Annotated in this window: 15 protein-coding genes; 5 read left to right on the top strand and 10 right to left on the bottom strand. The window is 42.6% G+C overall.

Features of this window, described 5'->3' with window-relative positions:
- Nucleotides 1–625 precede the first annotated feature (625 nt).
- Entirely contained in the window at nucleotides 626–1,324 is a 699-nt protein-coding gene (locus H6G26_RS22100; RefSeq protein ID WP_190731298.1) for a PEP-CTERM sorting domain-containing protein, read from the top strand.
- A gap of 248 nt (nucleotides 1,325–1,572) precedes the next feature.
- Here H6G26_RS22100 and nblB read toward each other — a convergent pair whose 3' ends face one another.
- The 7 genes from nblB to H6G26_RS22065 form a co-directional block, all read right to left on the bottom strand.
- Nucleotides 1,573–2,238, bottom strand: coding sequence for a phycobilisome degradation protein NblB (gene nblB / locus H6G26_RS22095; protein ID WP_190731297.1), 666 nt, complete (start codon nucleotides 2,236–2,238; stop codon nucleotides 1,573–1,575).
- 106 nt (nucleotides 2,239–2,344) lie between these two features.
- A complete protein-coding gene (locus H6G26_RS22090) occupies nucleotides 2,345–2,809 on the bottom strand; it encodes a CBS domain-containing protein (RefSeq protein WP_190731296.1) in 465 nt (154 codons plus the stop codon).
- Between the two features lie 308 nt (nucleotides 2,810–3,117).
- On the bottom strand, nucleotides 3,118–3,534 hold the full coding sequence (mutT, locus tag H6G26_RS22085) for an 8-oxo-dGTP diphosphatase MutT (RefSeq protein WP_190731295.1): 417 nt from the start codon (nucleotides 3,532–3,534) through the stop codon (nucleotides 3,118–3,120).
- A gap of 260 nt (nucleotides 3,535–3,794) precedes the next feature.
- A complete protein-coding gene (locus H6G26_RS22080) occupies nucleotides 3,795–4,139 on the bottom strand; it encodes a DUF760 domain-containing protein (protein ID WP_190731294.1) in 345 nt (114 codons plus the stop codon).
- A gap of 259 nt (nucleotides 4,140–4,398) precedes the next feature.
- A complete protein-coding gene (locus H6G26_RS22075; RefSeq protein WP_190731293.1) occupies nucleotides 4,399–5,355 on the bottom strand; it encodes an RNA polymerase sigma factor, RpoD/SigA family in 957 nt (318 codons plus the stop codon).
- A gap of 629 nt (nucleotides 5,356–5,984) precedes the next feature.
- Nucleotides 5,985–9,251: a carbamoyl-phosphate synthase large subunit gene (gene carB / locus H6G26_RS22070; RefSeq protein ID WP_190731292.1), complete on the bottom strand. Its 3,267-nt coding sequence runs from the start codon at nucleotides 9,249–9,251 to the stop codon at nucleotides 5,985–5,987.
- A gap of 509 nt (nucleotides 9,252–9,760) precedes the next feature.
- The gene (locus H6G26_RS22065) at nucleotides 9,761–10,315 is read right to left on the bottom strand and encodes a Dps family protein (protein ID WP_100898647.1); all 555 of its coding nucleotides are present in this window, start codon (nucleotides 10,313–10,315) and stop codon (nucleotides 9,761–9,763) included.
- Nucleotides 10,316–10,747: 432 nt separating this feature from the next.
- Here H6G26_RS22065 and H6G26_RS22060 point away from each other — a divergent pair, with 432 nt between their 5' ends.
- Together H6G26_RS22060 and H6G26_RS22055 are read left to right on the top strand one after the other, a co-directional pair.
- A complete protein-coding gene (locus tag H6G26_RS22060) occupies nucleotides 10,748–11,005 on the top strand; it encodes an Asr1405/Asl0597 family protein (RefSeq protein WP_190731291.1) in 258 nt (85 codons plus the stop codon).
- Nucleotides 11,006–11,069: 64 nt separating this feature from the next.
- Entirely contained in the window at nucleotides 11,070–11,735 is a 666-nt protein-coding gene (locus tag H6G26_RS22055; RefSeq protein WP_190731290.1) for a (2Fe-2S) ferredoxin domain-containing protein, read from the top strand.
- Nucleotides 11,736–12,069: 334 nt separating this feature from the next.
- On the opposite strand, the gene H6G26_RS22050 is transcribed toward H6G26_RS22055, so the two are convergent.
- Nucleotides 12,070–12,798, bottom strand: coding sequence for a Uma2 family endonuclease (locus H6G26_RS22050; protein WP_190731289.1), 729 nt, complete (start codon nucleotides 12,796–12,798; stop codon nucleotides 12,070–12,072).
- 97 nt (nucleotides 12,799–12,895) lie between these two features.
- Nucleotides 12,896–14,437, bottom strand: a complete 1,542-nt coding sequence (gene radA, locus H6G26_RS22045) for a DNA repair protein RadA (protein WP_190731288.1) — start codon at nucleotides 14,435–14,437, stop codon at nucleotides 12,896–12,898.
- 170 nt (nucleotides 14,438–14,607) lie between these two features.
- On the opposite strand from radA, the gene rpaB reads away from it, so the two are divergent.
- Together rpaB and H6G26_RS22035 are read left to right on the top strand one after the other, a co-directional pair.
- Nucleotides 14,608–15,336, top strand: a complete 729-nt coding sequence (gene rpaB / locus H6G26_RS22040) for a response regulator transcription factor RpaB (protein WP_190731301.1) — start codon at nucleotides 14,608–14,610, stop codon at nucleotides 15,334–15,336.
- Nucleotides 15,337–15,455: 119 nt separating this feature from the next.
- Nucleotides 15,456–16,088 carry a cofactor assembly of complex C subunit B gene (locus H6G26_RS22035; RefSeq protein ID WP_190731287.1) on the top strand — a complete coding sequence of 211 codons (633 nt, stop codon included), beginning with the start codon at nucleotides 15,456–15,458 and terminating at the stop codon, nucleotides 16,086–16,088.
- Nucleotides 16,089–16,520: 432 nt separating this feature from the next.
- Here the strand turns inward: H6G26_RS22035 and H6G26_RS22030 are convergent, their stop codons facing one another.
- Nucleotides 16,521–17,435, bottom strand: a complete 915-nt coding sequence (locus tag H6G26_RS22030; RefSeq protein WP_190731286.1) for a M48 family metallopeptidase — start codon at nucleotides 17,433–17,435, stop codon at nucleotides 16,521–16,523.
- Nucleotides 17,436–17,597: the final 162 nt, after the last annotated feature.

Genomic DNA, 17,597 nt, shown 5'->3' with positions numbered 1-17,597 from the left:
TGGTTCTGGAATCATGTCACTCAGAAATTCATATTGAGCACGGGTCAGATTGCTGGGGTATGCTTTACTCATGTTGCTCTCTCAGTGCTGTCTACTATATATTCACAGCGTATACTGAGAGAGCTTTTTTACCATTTCTTTGACTTTTCAAACAGCCTCTTAAACTTAAAGACCTCTTGCAACAGTCCCTAACACCCCATACCCAACCTCTCCTCGCTTGCGGGGAGGGGAGACAAAGCGTAGCTTTGGCGGGGTGGGGTTCTTAATTTTTGATTTATTTCTTCTTTCTCTCTGTGTTCTCTGCGCCTCTGTGGTTAGTAAAAAAACTGAAGTAAATCTGATTAGATTCAAAGCTATTACGAACAATTTCAACACTATGGAATGAAAAATATACGAAGACAAGTTATACAAGTAATTAAAATTTTATGAAGATGGCTAAGTCATTAAAGATGTAATGAAGACCACTCAGTAAATATTGCAGGCTCTAAATCTATGTGATTTTATGGAGATAAGAAATACATCACGCAACTTTCGCTTTCACTGACAGTATTTTAAATAAATTACTGAGATTAAAAGTAAAGCAATTGCTCTGATTTAAAGTTATTACTAGGAGCCTCAAACAACAATGATTAGTTTAAAATCTAAATTAATAAATGCTACTCTAGCAGCTACTTTTGCAATCCCATTAGCTACTTCTGGAATGTTTGCCTCTGCTGGTTCAGCTCAAGCAGCTATTATTGGAAGTGCCTCTTTCACCGGGCTTTTGAATTTTGAGAACGAATTAGTAGATAACCCAAATAGTGAAAAACTCAAGTTCACTAATCCTGCTCTCTTTGTTTTAGACGACAGTGGTATATTTGATAATACTACTAGTGTTACCGTAGGTAGCGGTAACCCTTACAGCCTCCTCTTAGAAAAACTTAATGACATATCCACTACCTCTGGAAACACATCAGCTTCATATAAAGCAGTATTAGCTTCAATAACCGACCCATTCTTTACTTTTAGTAATAGCGTTAACCAAATTAAGTTTAAGGCGACTAATATAGGTAACATTACTAGAAGAAGAGATCTGGACTCTTCTACTGGGGTGACTACCACAAGCATAGATACCTTTTCAATTTCAGGAACTTTTTACAATGGCGTAAACGCTATAGGCAATGGAACTATTAACGCACAAAAGCAGAATATTCCTTACAGCCCTGGTTTCTATACTTTTATCGTAAATGCTCAATCAGTTCCTGAACCGACTACATTACTAGGCTTGGGTGCAGTAGGTGCAGTCATGGCTATGTCTCGCCGTCGCAAAACTCTGGCTAATTAATGAAAAATATCCAGCAGATAAATTGCTGAGAAAAAAGGTGGTAGAACAATTGTAAAGACTACCACCCTGTACAAAATCTATCCAATTATATCGGTTTTCAATGAAGTGTTATAGGTTTTGGGTTCGTAGTAATTTAGGATTACTGCGAACCTTTAATTATTTCCAAGAAATAACTTTATTGAAAACGACTTTTCCAGTTTCGGTAATTCTGTGGAAAAATCAGGTTAACTATTCCTAGAAAGACGAACTCAGACTGACTGCAAAGATTGTTTCGCTTCAGTTGCGATCGCTTCTACTTCATCATCAACCAAAGTTTCTAATATAGATTTGGCTTCCGCACCACCCAAACGAGCCAAAGCTTGTACAACTCTATAACGAATTTGCCAATCTGGATTGGTAGCATAGGGAGCCAACAGAGGAACTGCTTGTAAATCTCCCAAGTCACCCAAAGAACTAATAGCAGCAGTTTGGACTAATTCGTTCTCTGATGAGAGTGCCTCTTTGAGTAGTTCAAAGGCTCGTGGATCGCCTAACTCTCCTAATGTGGCGATGATACTGAATTGGATTAGCCATTCAGTAGTTGTATGGTAAAGGTGTTCCAAGTCTTCAAAAGCTTCATGTAACTTCAGAGCGCCTAAGCAATCTGCTGCTGCTGCTTGTACATCTACTTCGGAGTCATGAAGTAAGCGATCGCGCAAGATATTCAAGGATAACTGTAAATCTTGTGTTCCAAGTGTATCCATTTGGCTCACCGCCGAGTAACGGACACGGGAATTGCTATCGCCAATAGCACTTTGAATTAATTCAAAGCCGATCGCAGGTTCTAATTGGCGGATTTGATTTACTGCACGTAAGCGATCGCCTAAATTCTCAGAACTTAGCAATTGCTTAACAGACTCCGAAGTAATACTCATTTAGTTATCCTTGATTTTCAAAGGTGTAAAAAAAGAGTCAAAAGTCAACACAACAGCCAAGTGTCATACAACTCTTGACTAATGACCAATGACTAATGACAACTTACTAATCTTGACTTGCTGCCATTGCCCGAATAATATCACCACGAGTCAGGATACCAATTACTTGATCCGTGCTGTCAAGTACTGGCAAGCGGTGAACGCTGCGATCGTGCATGATTGTAGCGGCTTCCCTTAAAGTTTTATCTGGGGAAATAGTGATCGGGTTTTTACTCATCACCTCCCCAACGGTTTGCCCTAGTGCCTTGTGCAAGTCACGTTCGTATGTAGCAGGATTTTTTAAATAGATAACGCTATCAAGAAACATGATATATGCAGGTGGAGTAACCCCAGTTTCTTGCCACATCAAATCGGTTTCTGAGATAATGCCCAGCAATTTACCGACATCATCCACAACAGGTAGTCCACTAATGTGGCGTTCTGCAAGAATTTGGATAGCTTCATTCAGTGGAGTTTCTGCCCGAACGACAATTGGATCGCGGCTCATTACATCGGCAACGGTTTTAGGCATTTATATTATTGACACCTTTAATCAAAGTCTTTGGCCTATTGTAGAAAATTGCGGGACTCAACCTGATGCAATTAATAGATTGTTACGGTATTGAGCATTGGGCATAGGGCATGGGGCATTGGGCATGGCTAAGTAATCAGTAAGCTAATCGTCATTTAAATTGCACCATTTTCATGGTAATAAAACCTGCAAACCCTCTCCCTTGCTCCCTGCCCCCCTGCGATCTCAATGTGCTTTCTTATATGCTTGCTTACTTGTATGCTTAACAGCTTAGTTCTTATTCTGCTGCCTCCCCCACTCCCCACTCCCTAATTCCCAGTCGCCTTTAAAGCAGCAATAATTTGAATATTTGCTTTAGGAAAATTAAACTGCTCCAGTTCTTCCAAGGTTACCCAGCGAATTTCATCAGATTCCAAAGGTTGGGGAACACCTCTAACATGGTGGCAGTGATGTACTGTGAGCGTAACGCGCAAGTCTGTATATGTGTGGTCAATAGTAATTAGATGCTCTCTCACTTCAATTACTATTCCCAATTCTTCCGAAATTTCCCGTTGAATACACTCTTGCATAGTTTCACCAGGCTCAATTTTCCCACCAGGAAATTCCCACAAACCACCCATTGCTCCTTCTGGACGACGACGATCAATTAAAATTTGCTTTTGGTCGTTCCAAATTACTGCAACACCAATAATTTTATGGGGCGGAAAATAACTGGTTTCACTCATAAATTCATAAAAAAACTCGGCAGACTAACTCTGCTGAGTTCTAATTTTAACCTCAATTCATCACTGTTTTGGATATTTTAAAAAATTTAGCTGATATTTGACCCTTCGGCTTTGTTCAGTCTTTACCCTGAGCGAAGTCGAGGTGATCGTTGGAAACTAGGGGCGAGGATTCCGCAGAGGTTTATGCTTAATTACTATCACGGTGACTGTGACTACCTATTAGCCCAAGAAAAATATTTAATTCCCTAAATTTTACATTTCTAGTCAATATCGCTGCTGGCGGCTTCAGATCCTTGGAGAGCCATTTCAAAATCCATTCTCTGTTCAGCGTTACGCAAGAAATAACCACTAATCATAGCAGAAGCGAGAAGCCGACCCAGACTTTCTCGACTGGTGGTAACAGTAACGCCAAAGTGTTCTGAAGGTAGATTACCCAATAGTCCTGTAATATTCCGTTCCATGACTTGAAAGACTTCGGCAGACGCAGGTTTAGATAGTTGGGTAACTGTTTCTGGACTCAAGGATTTAACGTACTGCCATAGTAAATCGCTAGTTTCTGATTCACTATTGAAAAATTCTGAGACATGATTGGATTGGTTATTCATTTTTTAGCTCCTTAACTACCACTGCTAGCTGCGGCGCTTGTGATTTGAATATTAAATGTCTATTTTGGATTTGACTTAGCTAGCTCTTTTGTCTTCCTGTCAACTAATGTAACAGCCTAGCTTAGGAGTGTAAGTAGGCGTAACCGTACCAAAGTCAGCGTATTTTCTCACCCCAATGAATAAAATAAGGAGTGAAAAGTTAATTAAAAACTCCTCACTCCTAACTCCTAACTCTTAACTTCTAACTCCCAACTTTCCCCTAACTTGCCAAATATTCACCCATGTTGGCTTTAGACTTGCGAAGTTTGGTTAAGGCTTCCCGCTCAATTTGCCGGACTCGTTCTCGGCTAATGTTCAGAATTTCACCAATTCTAGCCAGCGTCAGAGCTTGCCCATCAGTTAAGCCAAAGCGCAGCGTGATCACTTCTTTCTGTTGTGGCGTGAGATCACCCATCAGGCGATCTAGGTCATAAGATAAGGAAGATTGCATCACAAACTCTTCTGGAGATGCTCCTGGATCTTCCAGCATTTCTCCGAGTTCGGTGTCGTAATTATCACCTAGCCGCAAATCTAAGGAAAGGGGCAAACGCGCCTTTTCTAGATACTCTCGCACCTGTTTGGGGGTTAATTCTAATTCTTCAGCTAGCTCACCAGCTGTAGGGGCACGTCCCAACTTTTGAGACAATTGGCGCTGTGCCTTTTTAATTTTATTTAATTTTTCAGTGATATGTATGGGCAGCCGAATAGTGCGGGCTTTTTCCGCTATAGCACGAGTAATAGCTTGCCGAATCCACCAATAGGCATAGGTAGAAAATCTATACCCTTTGGTAGGGTCAAACTTTTCTACGCCCCGTTGCATACCAATACTACCTTCTTGGATCAAGTCCAGTAAATCGACGTTGCGCTTTATGTATTTTTTGGCAACGGAAACTACCAGCCGCAAATTGGCTTCTACCATCTTACGCTTGGCAATCTCACCATCAGCGATCGCTTCGTTCAACTCTGCTGGTTCTAACTTTGTCGCTTCAGCCCACTCTTCGAGAGTCGGTTGACGATCTAACTGCATGGCAAGAGATTCTCTTGATTCGTGCAAAGTACAAGAACGTTGCACTTGTTTACCATAGAAAATCTCTTCCTCGTGGGTTAAGAGTGGCACACGGCCAATCTCACGCAGGTAAGTCCGCACGAGGTCTGTGGCTGTCTGAGCGGTCTTCATGGCGCTACTCTTTGGTAATGATGGGTTTGGCGGTAGGGTCATTAAAGGATAGATGCTTTGTTAGGGTGCTACCCAGTCAGACTGGGAACCTGTGCTATGGTTTACAACTTACGCGCCCGAGAATCTCGGCTGCTCATAATAATCAAATTTAGGCTTCTTAACTGCTAAAAGTTACAGCTATTTTCTATTTTTCACAAGTATCTACAGTTAGATAAAAGGTAGCTTCTTAAACATTCTTTTATTGGAACCTTATTAACAATTGTAACATTTATGAGAATCTTTTGGCTATATAGCGACATTAAATTTTCTGGTTGTTCCAGTTCATGGAATATCGCCCTCTCTCTTAAGGCTGACTAGAAGCCAATTTAAGAAATTATCTGGTTAACATAAGCTTCCTCATATTTGTTAAAATATCTCTAATGAGAACTATAGTCATTCTCTTATAACAATTACTTAATTTTTGCTAGGAATGGGGCATTGGGCATGGGCAAGAGGACTTGGGGACAAGGAGAATTAGGGACAAGGGGAAAGACTTGTTTCAAGTTCTCAGCTATTGTCCCCCTCATCTCCCTCATTTCCCTCATCTCTCCCTACTTCCCCTGCCTTCCCTACTCCCCAGTGCCCAGTCCCTACTCCTTCGCCATCGGACAGTACTCTTGAATGGTTTTTACGTCTAAAGTCGTATTTTGTAAAGAACGGATGGCGGCGACGGTAGCTTTCGCGCCGGCGATGGTGGTAATGATGGGAATTTTGTAACCTAAAGCTGTGCGGCGGATTAACCTAGCATCAGTATGGGCTTCTTCCCCTGAAGGTGTGTTGATAATAAGTTGGATTTTCTGATTTTTGATTGCATCTAGCACGTGGGGACGGCCTTCATGGAGTTTTAACACTAATTCAATATCTAACCCCTGTTCGAGAAGAACTCGGCGTGTACCAAGGGTAGCCATCACTGTAAAGCCCAAATCGATAAACTCCTTCACCACAGAACCGGCGGCAGCTTTATCGCGATCGCTCATTGATACAAATACAGTTCCACTCAGTGGTAAACGCTCCCCAGCACCCATTTCTGCTTTGGCAAAGGCCCGGCCAAAGTCACTGTCAATCCCCATCACCTCACCAGTAGAGCGCATTTCTGGGCCCAATATTGTATCAGTTCCAGAGAATTTATTAAAGGGTAATACAGCTTCTTTTACAGCAATATGTTTGGGAATGACTTCCTCGGTGAAGCCTAGCTCCTCTAAGGTTTTACCTGACATAATTAAGGATGCTAGTTTCGCTAACTGTACGCCAGTTGCTTTAGAAACAAAAGGCACTGTACGCGAGGCACGGGGGTTGGCTTCTAGAATGTAAACTTGGGGAGAATAACTGCTTGCGCCGACAACGGCAAATTGAATATTCATCAACCCCACGACTGACAGCGCTTGCGCTAGCTGCACTGTCCATGTGCGAATTTGATTGAGAACTGCTGGTGATAGGGAAATGGAAGGTAAGGAACAAGCGGAATCTCCTGAGTGAATCCCCGCTTGCTCGATGTGTTCCATGATGCCGCCAATCACTACCCGTCCGGTATGATCGGCGATCGCATCTACATCAACTTCAATTGCGTTTTCCAAAAACTTATCAATCAAAATCGGATGTTCTGGTTCCACTAGTACCGCAAAGGTCATGTAGCGTTCCAACTCAGCATCGGAATAAACGATTTCCATCGCCCGTCCCCCCAACACATAGCTGGGACGCACTACCACCGGATAGCCAATGCGTTTGGCGACAATCAGCGCATCTTCGTAACTCCGCGCAACACCATTAGGCGGTTGGGAGATATTCAACTGTTGAAGAATCTTTTCAAACCGCTCTCGGTTTTCTGCCATGTCGATGGAATCTGGCGATGTACCCCAAATTTTGGTCAGGAGTCCCGATGTATCATTGCTGAGAAACTCTTGTAACGGGATAGCCAACTTTAGCGGTGTTTGTCCGCCAAACTGAATTATTACACCCACTGGATTTTCAGTTTCGATGATGTTAATAACATCTTCTTTTGTTAAAGGCTCAAAGTAAAGGCGATCGCTGGTATCGTAGTCTGTCGAAACTGTCTCTGGGTTAGAGTTGACCATAATCGTCTCATACCCCGCTTTCTTCAAAGCATAAGCGGCGTGACAACAACAATAATCAAACTCAATTCCCTGTCCAATGCGGTTGGGACCACCACCCAAAATCAATACTTTTGGCTTGGTTGCGGGCATTACCTCTGTTTCTTCTTCGTAGGTAGAATAGTAGTAGGGGGTAAACGCTTCAAACTCAGCAGCGCAGGTATCTACGGTTTTATAAACTGGGATAATCCCTAGTGACTTGCGGTAAGCACGAACTTCATCTTCGGTAGTTTTGGTGGCATAAGCAATTTGGCGATCGCTATATCCGTCCCGCTTCACTTCATAAAATTGCTCTTTTGTCAATTGCTGCAAAGGTGTCCGCTTCAGGAATTTCTCAACATCTAATAGTTGCTGAAATTTATCTAGAAACCACGGGTCAATACCAGTCAGTTCATAGATTTCCTCAGCACTAATCCCTAGTTGCAAGGCATGGCGCACGGAGAAAATGCGATCAGGGTTAGGTGTCCGCAGTTGGGCGCGGATTTGTTCACCACTGGGTAATTTTTCGGCTTTGTCGCAACCCCAACCAGCGCGTCCGGTTTCGAGCGATCGCAACGCCTTTTGGAAGGATTCGTTGAATGTGCGCCCAATTGCCATTGCTTCCCCGACGGACTTCATTTGAGTTGTTAGCACTGGGTCGGAACCAGGAAACTTCTCAAAGGCGAAGCGAGGAATTTTTGTCACTACATAGTCAATTGTCGGCTCAAAGGACGCGGGAGTTTTCTTGGTGATGTCATTTTTAATTTCATCCAAGGTGTAGCCCACAGCCAATTTTGCTGCCATTTTGGCGATAGGGAAACCCGTAGCTTTGGAAGACAAAGCCGAACTACGGGAAACGCGGGGGTTCATCTCAATTACAACCACATCTCCATTAACCGGATTGACAGCAAACTGGATATTAGAACCGCCAGTTTCTACACCGATCTCGCGGATGATTTTGATTGCCATATCCCGCAGCCTTTGATATTCTTTATCAGTAAGCGTTTGCGCGGGAGCGACCGTAATTGAGTCTCCGGTGTGGATGCCCATAGGGTCAAGGTTTTCGATGGAGCAGATAATCACCACGTTATCTGCCAAGTCACGCATCACTTCGAGTTCATATTCTTTCCAGCCGAGTAAAGACTGGTCAATGAGAATTTGCGAAACGGGGCTGGCATCTATACCCACCTGTGCCATTTCTTCAAATTCTTCTTGGTTGTAGGCAATACCGCCGCCACTTCCACCCATTGTGAAAGCTGGACGAATAATTAGGGGATAAGTACCAATTTGGCGGGCAACAGCTTTGGCTTCTTCTAAAGATTCGGCTGTGCCACTGGGACACACAGCTACTCCTATCCTTGCCATTGCTTCACCAAAAAGTTTTCGATCTTCGGCTTTTTCAATGGCTGGGAGTTTAGCGCCGATTAATTCAACGCCGTACTTTTCCAACACCCCATTTTTGGCTAAAGTAACGGCAATGTTGAGGGCGGTTTGTCCTCCCATCGTTGGTAGGAGAGCATCAGGGCGTTCCTTTTCAATTACTTTTTCGACCAATTCCGGAGTTAACGGCTCAATGTAAGTGCGATCAGCCGTTTCCGGGTCGGTCATAATCGTTGCAGGGTTGGAGTTGACCAAAACCACTTCATAGCCTTCTTCTCGCAGCGCTTTGCAGGCTTGAGTGCCAGAGTAGTCAAACTCAGAGGCTTGTCCGATCACAATTGGGCCAGAGCCTAACAGTAGAATCTTCCGGAGGTCATCACGGCGGGGCATAGTAGTTGCCTTGGAGTACGAGAATACAAATCTTGATTATTTTAAGGGTCTTTACACCCTGTCGTGCTTTTTATTATTAAGTTTTCTAGGTTTGATGGCAAAGGGGAGTAAAGAGTAGGGGGAGCAGGAAAAGAATAATAATTTTTAACTCTTAACTACCGTTGACTATTTTGTATTTCTAATTTTATTTAATTGTGATACTCAAATTTATAAAGCTTTTGCAAATTTTTACTATTTAAGCTGATGACAGCTTACAACAAATGATGATTTATTTTGGACTATATCTGTCTGCTTATTTAGCACACGATAGATTTTTATCTAAGAATCTATCTTAATTAGCTTATTGCCAAATATTTTCAACGTTAAATATTATGTAAATATGTTTACTTAAATTAAAAATGGCAGAGAGATACGCATATCATCCTCTGCCATTTTTTATAATATTTTAAGAGTTAGTGCTGCTAACTTTTTCTTTCAGTCTAGGTAGACAAATCTAGATTATGAGAGTTTTAGCTTTGAGCAGCTTGGACAAACCCTAAAGTTAAGCTGTCTTTAGCGAGGAAGTGAGATAAATGATATGCACGTTCCTCAGTTTTCAACAAAATCTTTTCGTACAGATAGCGTGTACCCCGGTCGCCTAAACTCTCTGCCTGAGCAGCTTGACGACGAATTACGCCAATAATTGCTTGTTCGGCAGCTAGGTCATTTTCCACCATTTGGCGAGAGGAATATACACCTTCGGATTCTTGCTCAAAACAGGTTAATTCTGCTAACTTGCTGAAGGTCGCTACTGGCACACCACCCAGTCCATCCAAACGTTCTCCAATTTCATGAACGTGGTCTTGTACTTGGTTGTAGCTTTCGTTAAAAAACTCATGCAGAGAGTAGAATTCTGAGCCTTCAACTACAAAATGATGCTTTTGGTACTGCAAGTATAGTGCCTGGAAACTAGCTAATACAACGTTAAATCCTTCTGTCACTGGAGCAGTTACGCTGTGATCCAACAACACAGGGTTGTCATATACATTACCAAAATTCCGTAACAAAGTTTGCGTTTCAGACATTGCGTTCCTCTCTTTTTAACAGTTATAGATTTTAACTGCTTATTCTTAACATATTAACATTTTAATAATAAGAGCAAGCCAATCCGCCATGTCAATATTTTGTATTTTTGCTTACTAAAAATATCAAGTTTATTATTTGCAACTTGATGGGTGTGCCATGAAATTGCATAAATTTCTCATTAATGTTGACATCAGAGCTTAAATGTGCATATTTCTCAACAGAGACAGGGAGAGAAATTTTTACTTTGTCCTTTTTGTTCCCCTCTCAATATGGGATAGCTACAAAAATTTTATTTTTTTTCCAAAGTTACTGAGAATTGTTTGCACTTAAGGTATGCTGGTTTTAAGAGGCTAACTCCTAAGACTTTCAAAAGCCAGGGAGTTAAATCGCGGTAATTACTGCAAGTTTGTTGCACTTTGAGGACAATTCGCTTGAAATCGTTTAGTTCAGAAATAAAAAGCAACCACCTTGTAGAGGTGAATTGGACAGACCGCTGGCAAGTCTATCAACGCCTAAAGGAGTTAGACATTCCCTGTAGTTGTGCGGCTAACCAGCCATTGAAAGTTGAAATTGGCTCTCCTATGACAGCTGTTCAACTTTGGAGTGTGATACGGCGATTAACAGCCTCCCGTCAAGACCAGATTTGGACTCTTGAGTGCTGTTGGAAAAATCGCGATGAACAGTTCTAATTTTTAGCTGTTGCTGAGAATATCTCGCTTGATAGTTTGTACTTAGTTAAAAGGAGGTCAAAAAATGGGTGCATCTCACAGTACGGAAGTATCGCAGTTTTGCCTTGAGGGCAGATTTATAGATTTTGTTATTAAAGATGGCTATAAGCTTAAAGGCTTAATGCTGGGGACTCATGAGGGTGAGTCTTATATTAAATTAGCTAAACATTTACGGGCTGCTTTTGACTTGCGCTTACCGCCAGGTACTTGGCTGCAAGTTGTTGGTTATAAAGAATACGATATAAAAAAAGACAAAGTTACACTGAAGGCTGAACGTGTGATGGCGGCGCGTTCTGAGATGGTGATTCAGACGGCCACCCCAGTGCAAGAACCCCCATCTATTGATAATGTCAAGGTAAAACCAGCTAAAACTAAAGCTACGATTTTAGTGTGCCAAAAGTCTGATTGCATGAAACGCGGTGGTAAAGCACTTTGTCAGGCGTTGGAGGCGGCTTTAAGCGATCGCGGTTTAGAAGACCAAGTTACAATCAAGGGCACTGGTTGTATGAAGAATTGTAAAGCTGGGCCAAACCTAGTTATGCCAGATAAAACGCGTCATAGTCGAATTCAAGCAGGACTTGTCCCGGCGTTGATGGATAAGCATTTTGGTGGCAAGAGTGTATCAGCACAGCCTGAGAATTTAAGGGAAATTACGATATCTAATGGCAAACTTTGGAGCAGTAATTCATAAAATCTTGACATTTCAATGAGAAAGCTTAATAATATCTTCTCAAGTGTGTTCCATTAATACTCGGCGTTAGACTTTTGCCAAGTATTTGCAAGAGTTTTGAATTAAGCGATCGCCTACGATTTGTCATGACAAAGGCAAACTAGTAGAAGCGATCGCTTAATATTTTATGGAATGAGGATATTGATTAAGGCAGGAGTCAGGAGTCAGAATTCAATTGGGTATTCTGACCAAAAAAACGGATAGCGAAGATTCCAACATCTGTGCAAAAACCAGAAAGTCCTTTTTCTGCCTGCTCTCTGTGGTCTTCATGATAAATCTTTAAGCGGACATGATATCACACCTCTGGTTCAATTCCTGCCGTTCGCAATTGTGCTGCTAGTCGTTCGGCGCGTTGGTGTTCTTGTTCAGCGCGTTGTCGTTCTTGTTCGGCTAATTCTCCACCCCAAAGCAGTAGGTTTCCTTGTTCATCCCACCACCGCAACCATTTACCTGTGCGGTTTTCACGTGTACCCTGCCACACTCCAAGGTAAAGATTTATGTCCGCTATCCAGTAACGTTGATTTTCATCAGGCTCTTGCAAAATGTACTGTTCTGTGGTGTGTAACTGATACATCTCGATACTGCCGTTATCTGGTTCAAAGATGATGTAGTTTGGTACTTTTAGGATACGCTCGTAGAAAAACCATTTTCCTGGGGGATATGTCGCTTTGACAGAATACTCTGTCTCCTCTGTATCGGAAACAAATTCCATTACAATTACGGGAATGTCACCCTGTAATTGAGGGGTATAACTACGTATTACTTCTTCCCTATTAACGTTAATTTTGGGAATAAAAGCCCAATCAGGGGCTTTAATAACCATTCTGTTGTTGAGAGTGGCACAAATACCGTAATTGCTTGTTATTAGGGTGTTAGCTGAAACTTTTCCGGCTAATTGTAGGCTTTCTGTGAGTGCATTAGCCAAGGCTGGTTGGTTGATGTTGTCCACTGGATCATTTGGCAGTTTGTAATCATCGGGTAGTTTTTCCCAAGTGATTTGGTAGTCTTGAGTGAGGGCTGTCATCGTGGGTTGGCCTTTGGTGTGGTGTTAAAGTCGCGGATTTTACCCTAATGTTTGACTGTTTTAGCTCCCCCAACGGCTTTTAAAAAAGGGCTATGAGTTAATCATCTTCATCGGGTTCTAAATCGTCGGCTGTCAGTTCCTGATGGGGGATGGCGGCGATAATCGCATCTATTACTTTAGATACTGGCAATATTTCAATATTTAAGTCTGGGAATTTTGTCCCTTTCGGCACGATCGCTCTTTTAAATCCCAACTTAGCAGCTTCTTTCAACCGCAGTTCCATTTGGGAAACCGATCGCACTTGTCCACCTAACCCAACTTCACCGATTAATACTGTACCCGGATCAACTATGCGATCGCGGAAACTGGCAACGATTGCGATCGCAATTCCTAAATCTACCGCAGGTTCTTCTACGTTCAACCCACCCGCAGAAGCAACGTAGGAATCTAATTTTGACATGGGGATTCCCACCCGTTTTTCTAAAACGGCGAGAATTTGCACTAAGCGGTTATAATCTACGCCAGTACCAGCACGACGGGGTGAAGGGTAGCTGGTAGGACTTACAAGAGCTTGCAACTCAACAACTATCGGGCGAGTACCTTCGCAAGCCACGACAATGGCAGTACCAGGAGCGGGATCGTCACGGTTGCCTAAAAATAGCTCTGAGGGATTGGAGACTTCTCGCAGCCCATCTGCCACCATTTCAAAGATGCCGATTTCGTGAGTTGCGCCAAAACGGTTTTTGACTGTCCGTAATAATCGATGGGAGGCAAAGCGATCGCCTTCAAAGTACAATACCGTATCCACTAAATGTTCTAAGACTTTTGGCCCTGCGATCGCTCCTTCTTTGGTAACGTGCCCCACAATGAGCATAGTGACATCTTCGTGCTTCGCCACTTTCATCAATGCTGCTGTACACTCCCGTACCTGAGCCACTGAACCTGGTGCAGAAGTCAGCGCCGGAAAAAACACCGTTTGGATACTATCAATCACCGCCACGTTTGGCTTTAGAGAGTCTATTTCTCGTAAAATTTCTTCTAAATCTGTTTCTGGCAGTACATATAAATCTGCACCTATGCTGTCAGGGTCTATAGGAAGTGTAGCATCTACTACTACGGTCGTATCTACTACTTTTACCTTCTCCTCATTAACCAGATTTACGCTTTTTGATACTCCCAAACGAGAAGCTCGTAATTTTACCTGCTGTCCTGATTCTTCACCAGTTACGTAAAGAATGCGATATTTCTGTGCTAATTGATTTGATACTTGCAACAATAAAGTTGATTTCCCAATACCCGGGTCACCACCAATCAAGACCATAGAACCTGGGACAACCCCACCTCCAAGCACCCGATCTAATTCTTCATAACCAGACTCCCATCGGGCGATTTGGCGATCAGTAATTTGATCAAATGTTAACGAGGATCGTGCTTTAGCTGGTTTAGCATGAGATTTGCCATTGTTTGGAGTTGATTGCCAACTACCCACTCCCCCACGGGTGGGTACATCTACTGAGGATTGAATAGAAATTTGTTCTTCTAGAGAGTTGTAAGTACCGCAACCCGGACACTTACCAAACCACTGGGGCGATTCTGTTCCACATTCGTTACAAACGAAAAAGGTTTTTGGCTTTGCCATTATTAAATCTTATTAAATAATCTTAATATTTACTTAATTCTTGAAAAAAACTAAAATCTAATAATAGTAGTATTTAGAGCTTTTTCCAAATGAATTGATGGAATGATATCTTAATATTATGGTATTAAAAATTAATCATGTAAATTTTTAGTGAAGGAGCATTGAAAAACTTGGAAAGCCATAAAGAAAAAATCTTGGTGGTAGACGACGAAGCCAGCATTCGCCGGATTTTGGAAACGCGCCTTTCCATGATTGGCTACGATGTAGTGACGGCTGGCGACGGGGAAGAAGCATTAGATATTTTTCGCAAAACTGATCCTGACCTCGTAGTTTTGGATGTAATGATGCCAAAGCTAGACGGTTATGGTGTATGTCAAGAATTACGAAAAGAATCAGATGTCCCCATTATTATGCTAACAGCCTTGGGGGATGTAGCCGATCGCATCACCGGTCTAGAATTGGGTGCTGATGACTATGTAGTTAAACCATTTTCCCCCAAAGAGCTAGAAGCTCGAATTCGCTCGGTGTTGCGGCGGGTAGACAAAACCGGTGGATCTGGCATTCCCAGTTCTGGGGTAATCCATGTCGCTAACATTAAAATCGATACGAATAAGCGACAAGTCTACAAAGGTGATGAGCGGATTCGATTGACTGGTATGGAGTTCAGCTTGTTAGAGTTGGTAGTTAGTCGCTCTGGAGAACCTTTTTCTCGTTCGGAAATTTTGCAGGAGGTTTGGGGTTATACACCAGAACGCCATGTTGATACCCGCGTTGTGGATGTGCATATATCTCGTTTGCGGGCAAAGTTAGAAGATGATCCTAGCAACCCAGAATTGATTCTTACAGCACGAGGTACTGGTTATCTTTTCCAGCGAATTATTGAACCAGGGGAGGAGTAAGGAGATGAGGCAGGGGGCAGGGGGCAGGGGAGGATGAGGGAGACTAGGCAAATAATCAATGCCCAATGCCCTATTTCCTATTCCCTATTCCGAGTGACTAATGACTAAATGAATGACTAATGACTGATCCTAATCGAGTTTTGCGGCGTCTACCCATTGTCGTGGGTGGGCTAGGCGCTGTACTTTTGCTGATTAACCGTTTATTAACACCGGAATTAACCCAGTCTCAATCGCGTGTTGATGTGCTGAGTGTGATTTTGAGTGCGGTGTTAATTTTGACGGGTTTAATTTGGCAGCAAGTTCAGCCGCGATCGCCTGATACTGTAGAACTAGTTGGAGAAGAAGGTTTTGTACTAGCAGCAGATTTACCTGAAGCCGTGAAAACAGAGCTAGCCTGGGCATCTCATTTATTGTTGACTAATACAGTAACGCGATCGCTAGTGGTTTTTTATCAAGGTAAAGTTTTGTTGCGTCGCGGTATTTTGGGTACTAAATCTGAGGTTGTACCAGGAGTAATCTTAAAACAGGTACTCGAAAAACAAAAACCGATTTATTTAGTTGCTCTAAAAATATATCCAGGTAGACTTGAATTTGATTATTTACCAGAAAATACTCAAGGTGTAATTTGTCAACCTATTGGCAACCAAGGTGCGCTAATTTTAGGGGCGAATGCTCCTCGTAGCTACACCAAACAAGATGAAAACTGGATTGCTGGAATTGCTGATAAATTAGCTGTTACTCTTAATACTTAGGTTTTTAGGTAATTTTAGAAGTCAGGTTCAGTCAAAGAAGAGGACAAGGAGCAGGGGGCGGGGGGCAGGGGGAGAACCCCATACATAAATGTAGGGCTGCTGAACTGAGGACGCATTATTTCTATCTACGAGACGCAATCATGCGAACGCGTTACGCGTCGTCGACGCTCGATAGCGTAGCGGTAGCGACGGCAGGAGCGTCTGACTCGCTCTAAGCGAAGCATCCCGTTGGCGCAGCCTCTCGTAGAGAAGGGTATACGCTGCGCTATCGAAATAAATATTTTTACTTTTGGGCATAAATAAATTTAGTTGCTCTGAAACCCGGATGGCAGGGGAAATGAGCGAATTTTTCTCCCCTGCTCCCTGCTCCCTGCTCCCTGCTCCCTGCTCCCTGCTCCCTGCTCCCTGCTCCCTGCTCCCCTGCCTCTTTGGTCACCAAGAAGTTAAAAAATTCCACCCTTCTTTTTCTTCCTCAGTTGTTCCTTCTTTTTCTTGAGCTTCTTCCGGTGTCTCTAAGTTTTTCTGTTGGATTACATTCTCATATTCTCCTGAATCAACCCATTTCAATAACTCGCCAGCCCGCATAACCACCCAAGAAAGTCCGGGTTCTGTATGGCTTAATATTTTGATTAGCTGATCAGCACTATCAAAGTTATTGGATGCAAACTCACGGGCTTGGGCAAGGAAATCTTCGATTACAGCAGTAGTCAAGTACTCATCTGGCAAACCCGCGAGTTTCATTAGTGTAGTGGTTGCTACGTCAATATCCTGGCAAGCAAGCATTGCAGCTCGATCAGCAGTGAACCTAGCCATCATCCGCCAATTATACAAAGCCCGTTCCATACCACTAGCTACCAAGCCACCAACCCCCAGTGTGGTACTGTTTAACAAATTTTTCAAAGTTGGCATTACAACTGCCATTTGGTGATAAACCATCTGCTGACTCTTGATGCGATCGATTTCCTGCCCAAAAACGTAAAGCAACTCATCTGCACCAAGCCACTCCATTGCATCTAAATTTATACCCACCACGGGTTTTTCTACGCCAACAATGTAGGTTTCAATATGACCTGTACCCCGAAACAGATACAATTCAGGAAGTGGAGCAACATCAAGAATTTGACAGGTTTCTACAAATGCCTGATGCAATTGGGGAAAATTACGGGATGAAATTCTGATTTCACTACCAAGGCTTTGCAGCCTGAGTAGGCGCTCGATGCCGTATTCGTTAATTTTTTTGAGTAGTAGAGAAACGCCGGGCATATTTTGCAAAGAAGCTAAGGCTTTGCGATCAAAAGGGTGTTCGTAGGCTGCTGAATTCAATCCAGTTAAAATTTTTCTCGTCATAGGTTTTGAGCTTTATCTTGAAGTGTTTAGGAAGTTCACTTACTCATACCATTTTGGATTTTGAATTTTAGATTTTTGATTGTGAAATAGTTAATCAATAAGCTTTCTTTTTGGCGATCCATTCGTCGCAATCATTTTTAAAATTGGTATCAGTATGAATGG

The organism is Nostoc sp. FACHB-888, assembly GCF_014696655.1.
In the GTDB taxonomy this organism is placed as follows: domain Bacteria; phylum Cyanobacteriota; class Cyanobacteriia; order Cyanobacteriales; family Nostocaceae; genus Nostoc.
This window is presented reverse-complemented; position numbering and strand designations above follow the sequence as displayed.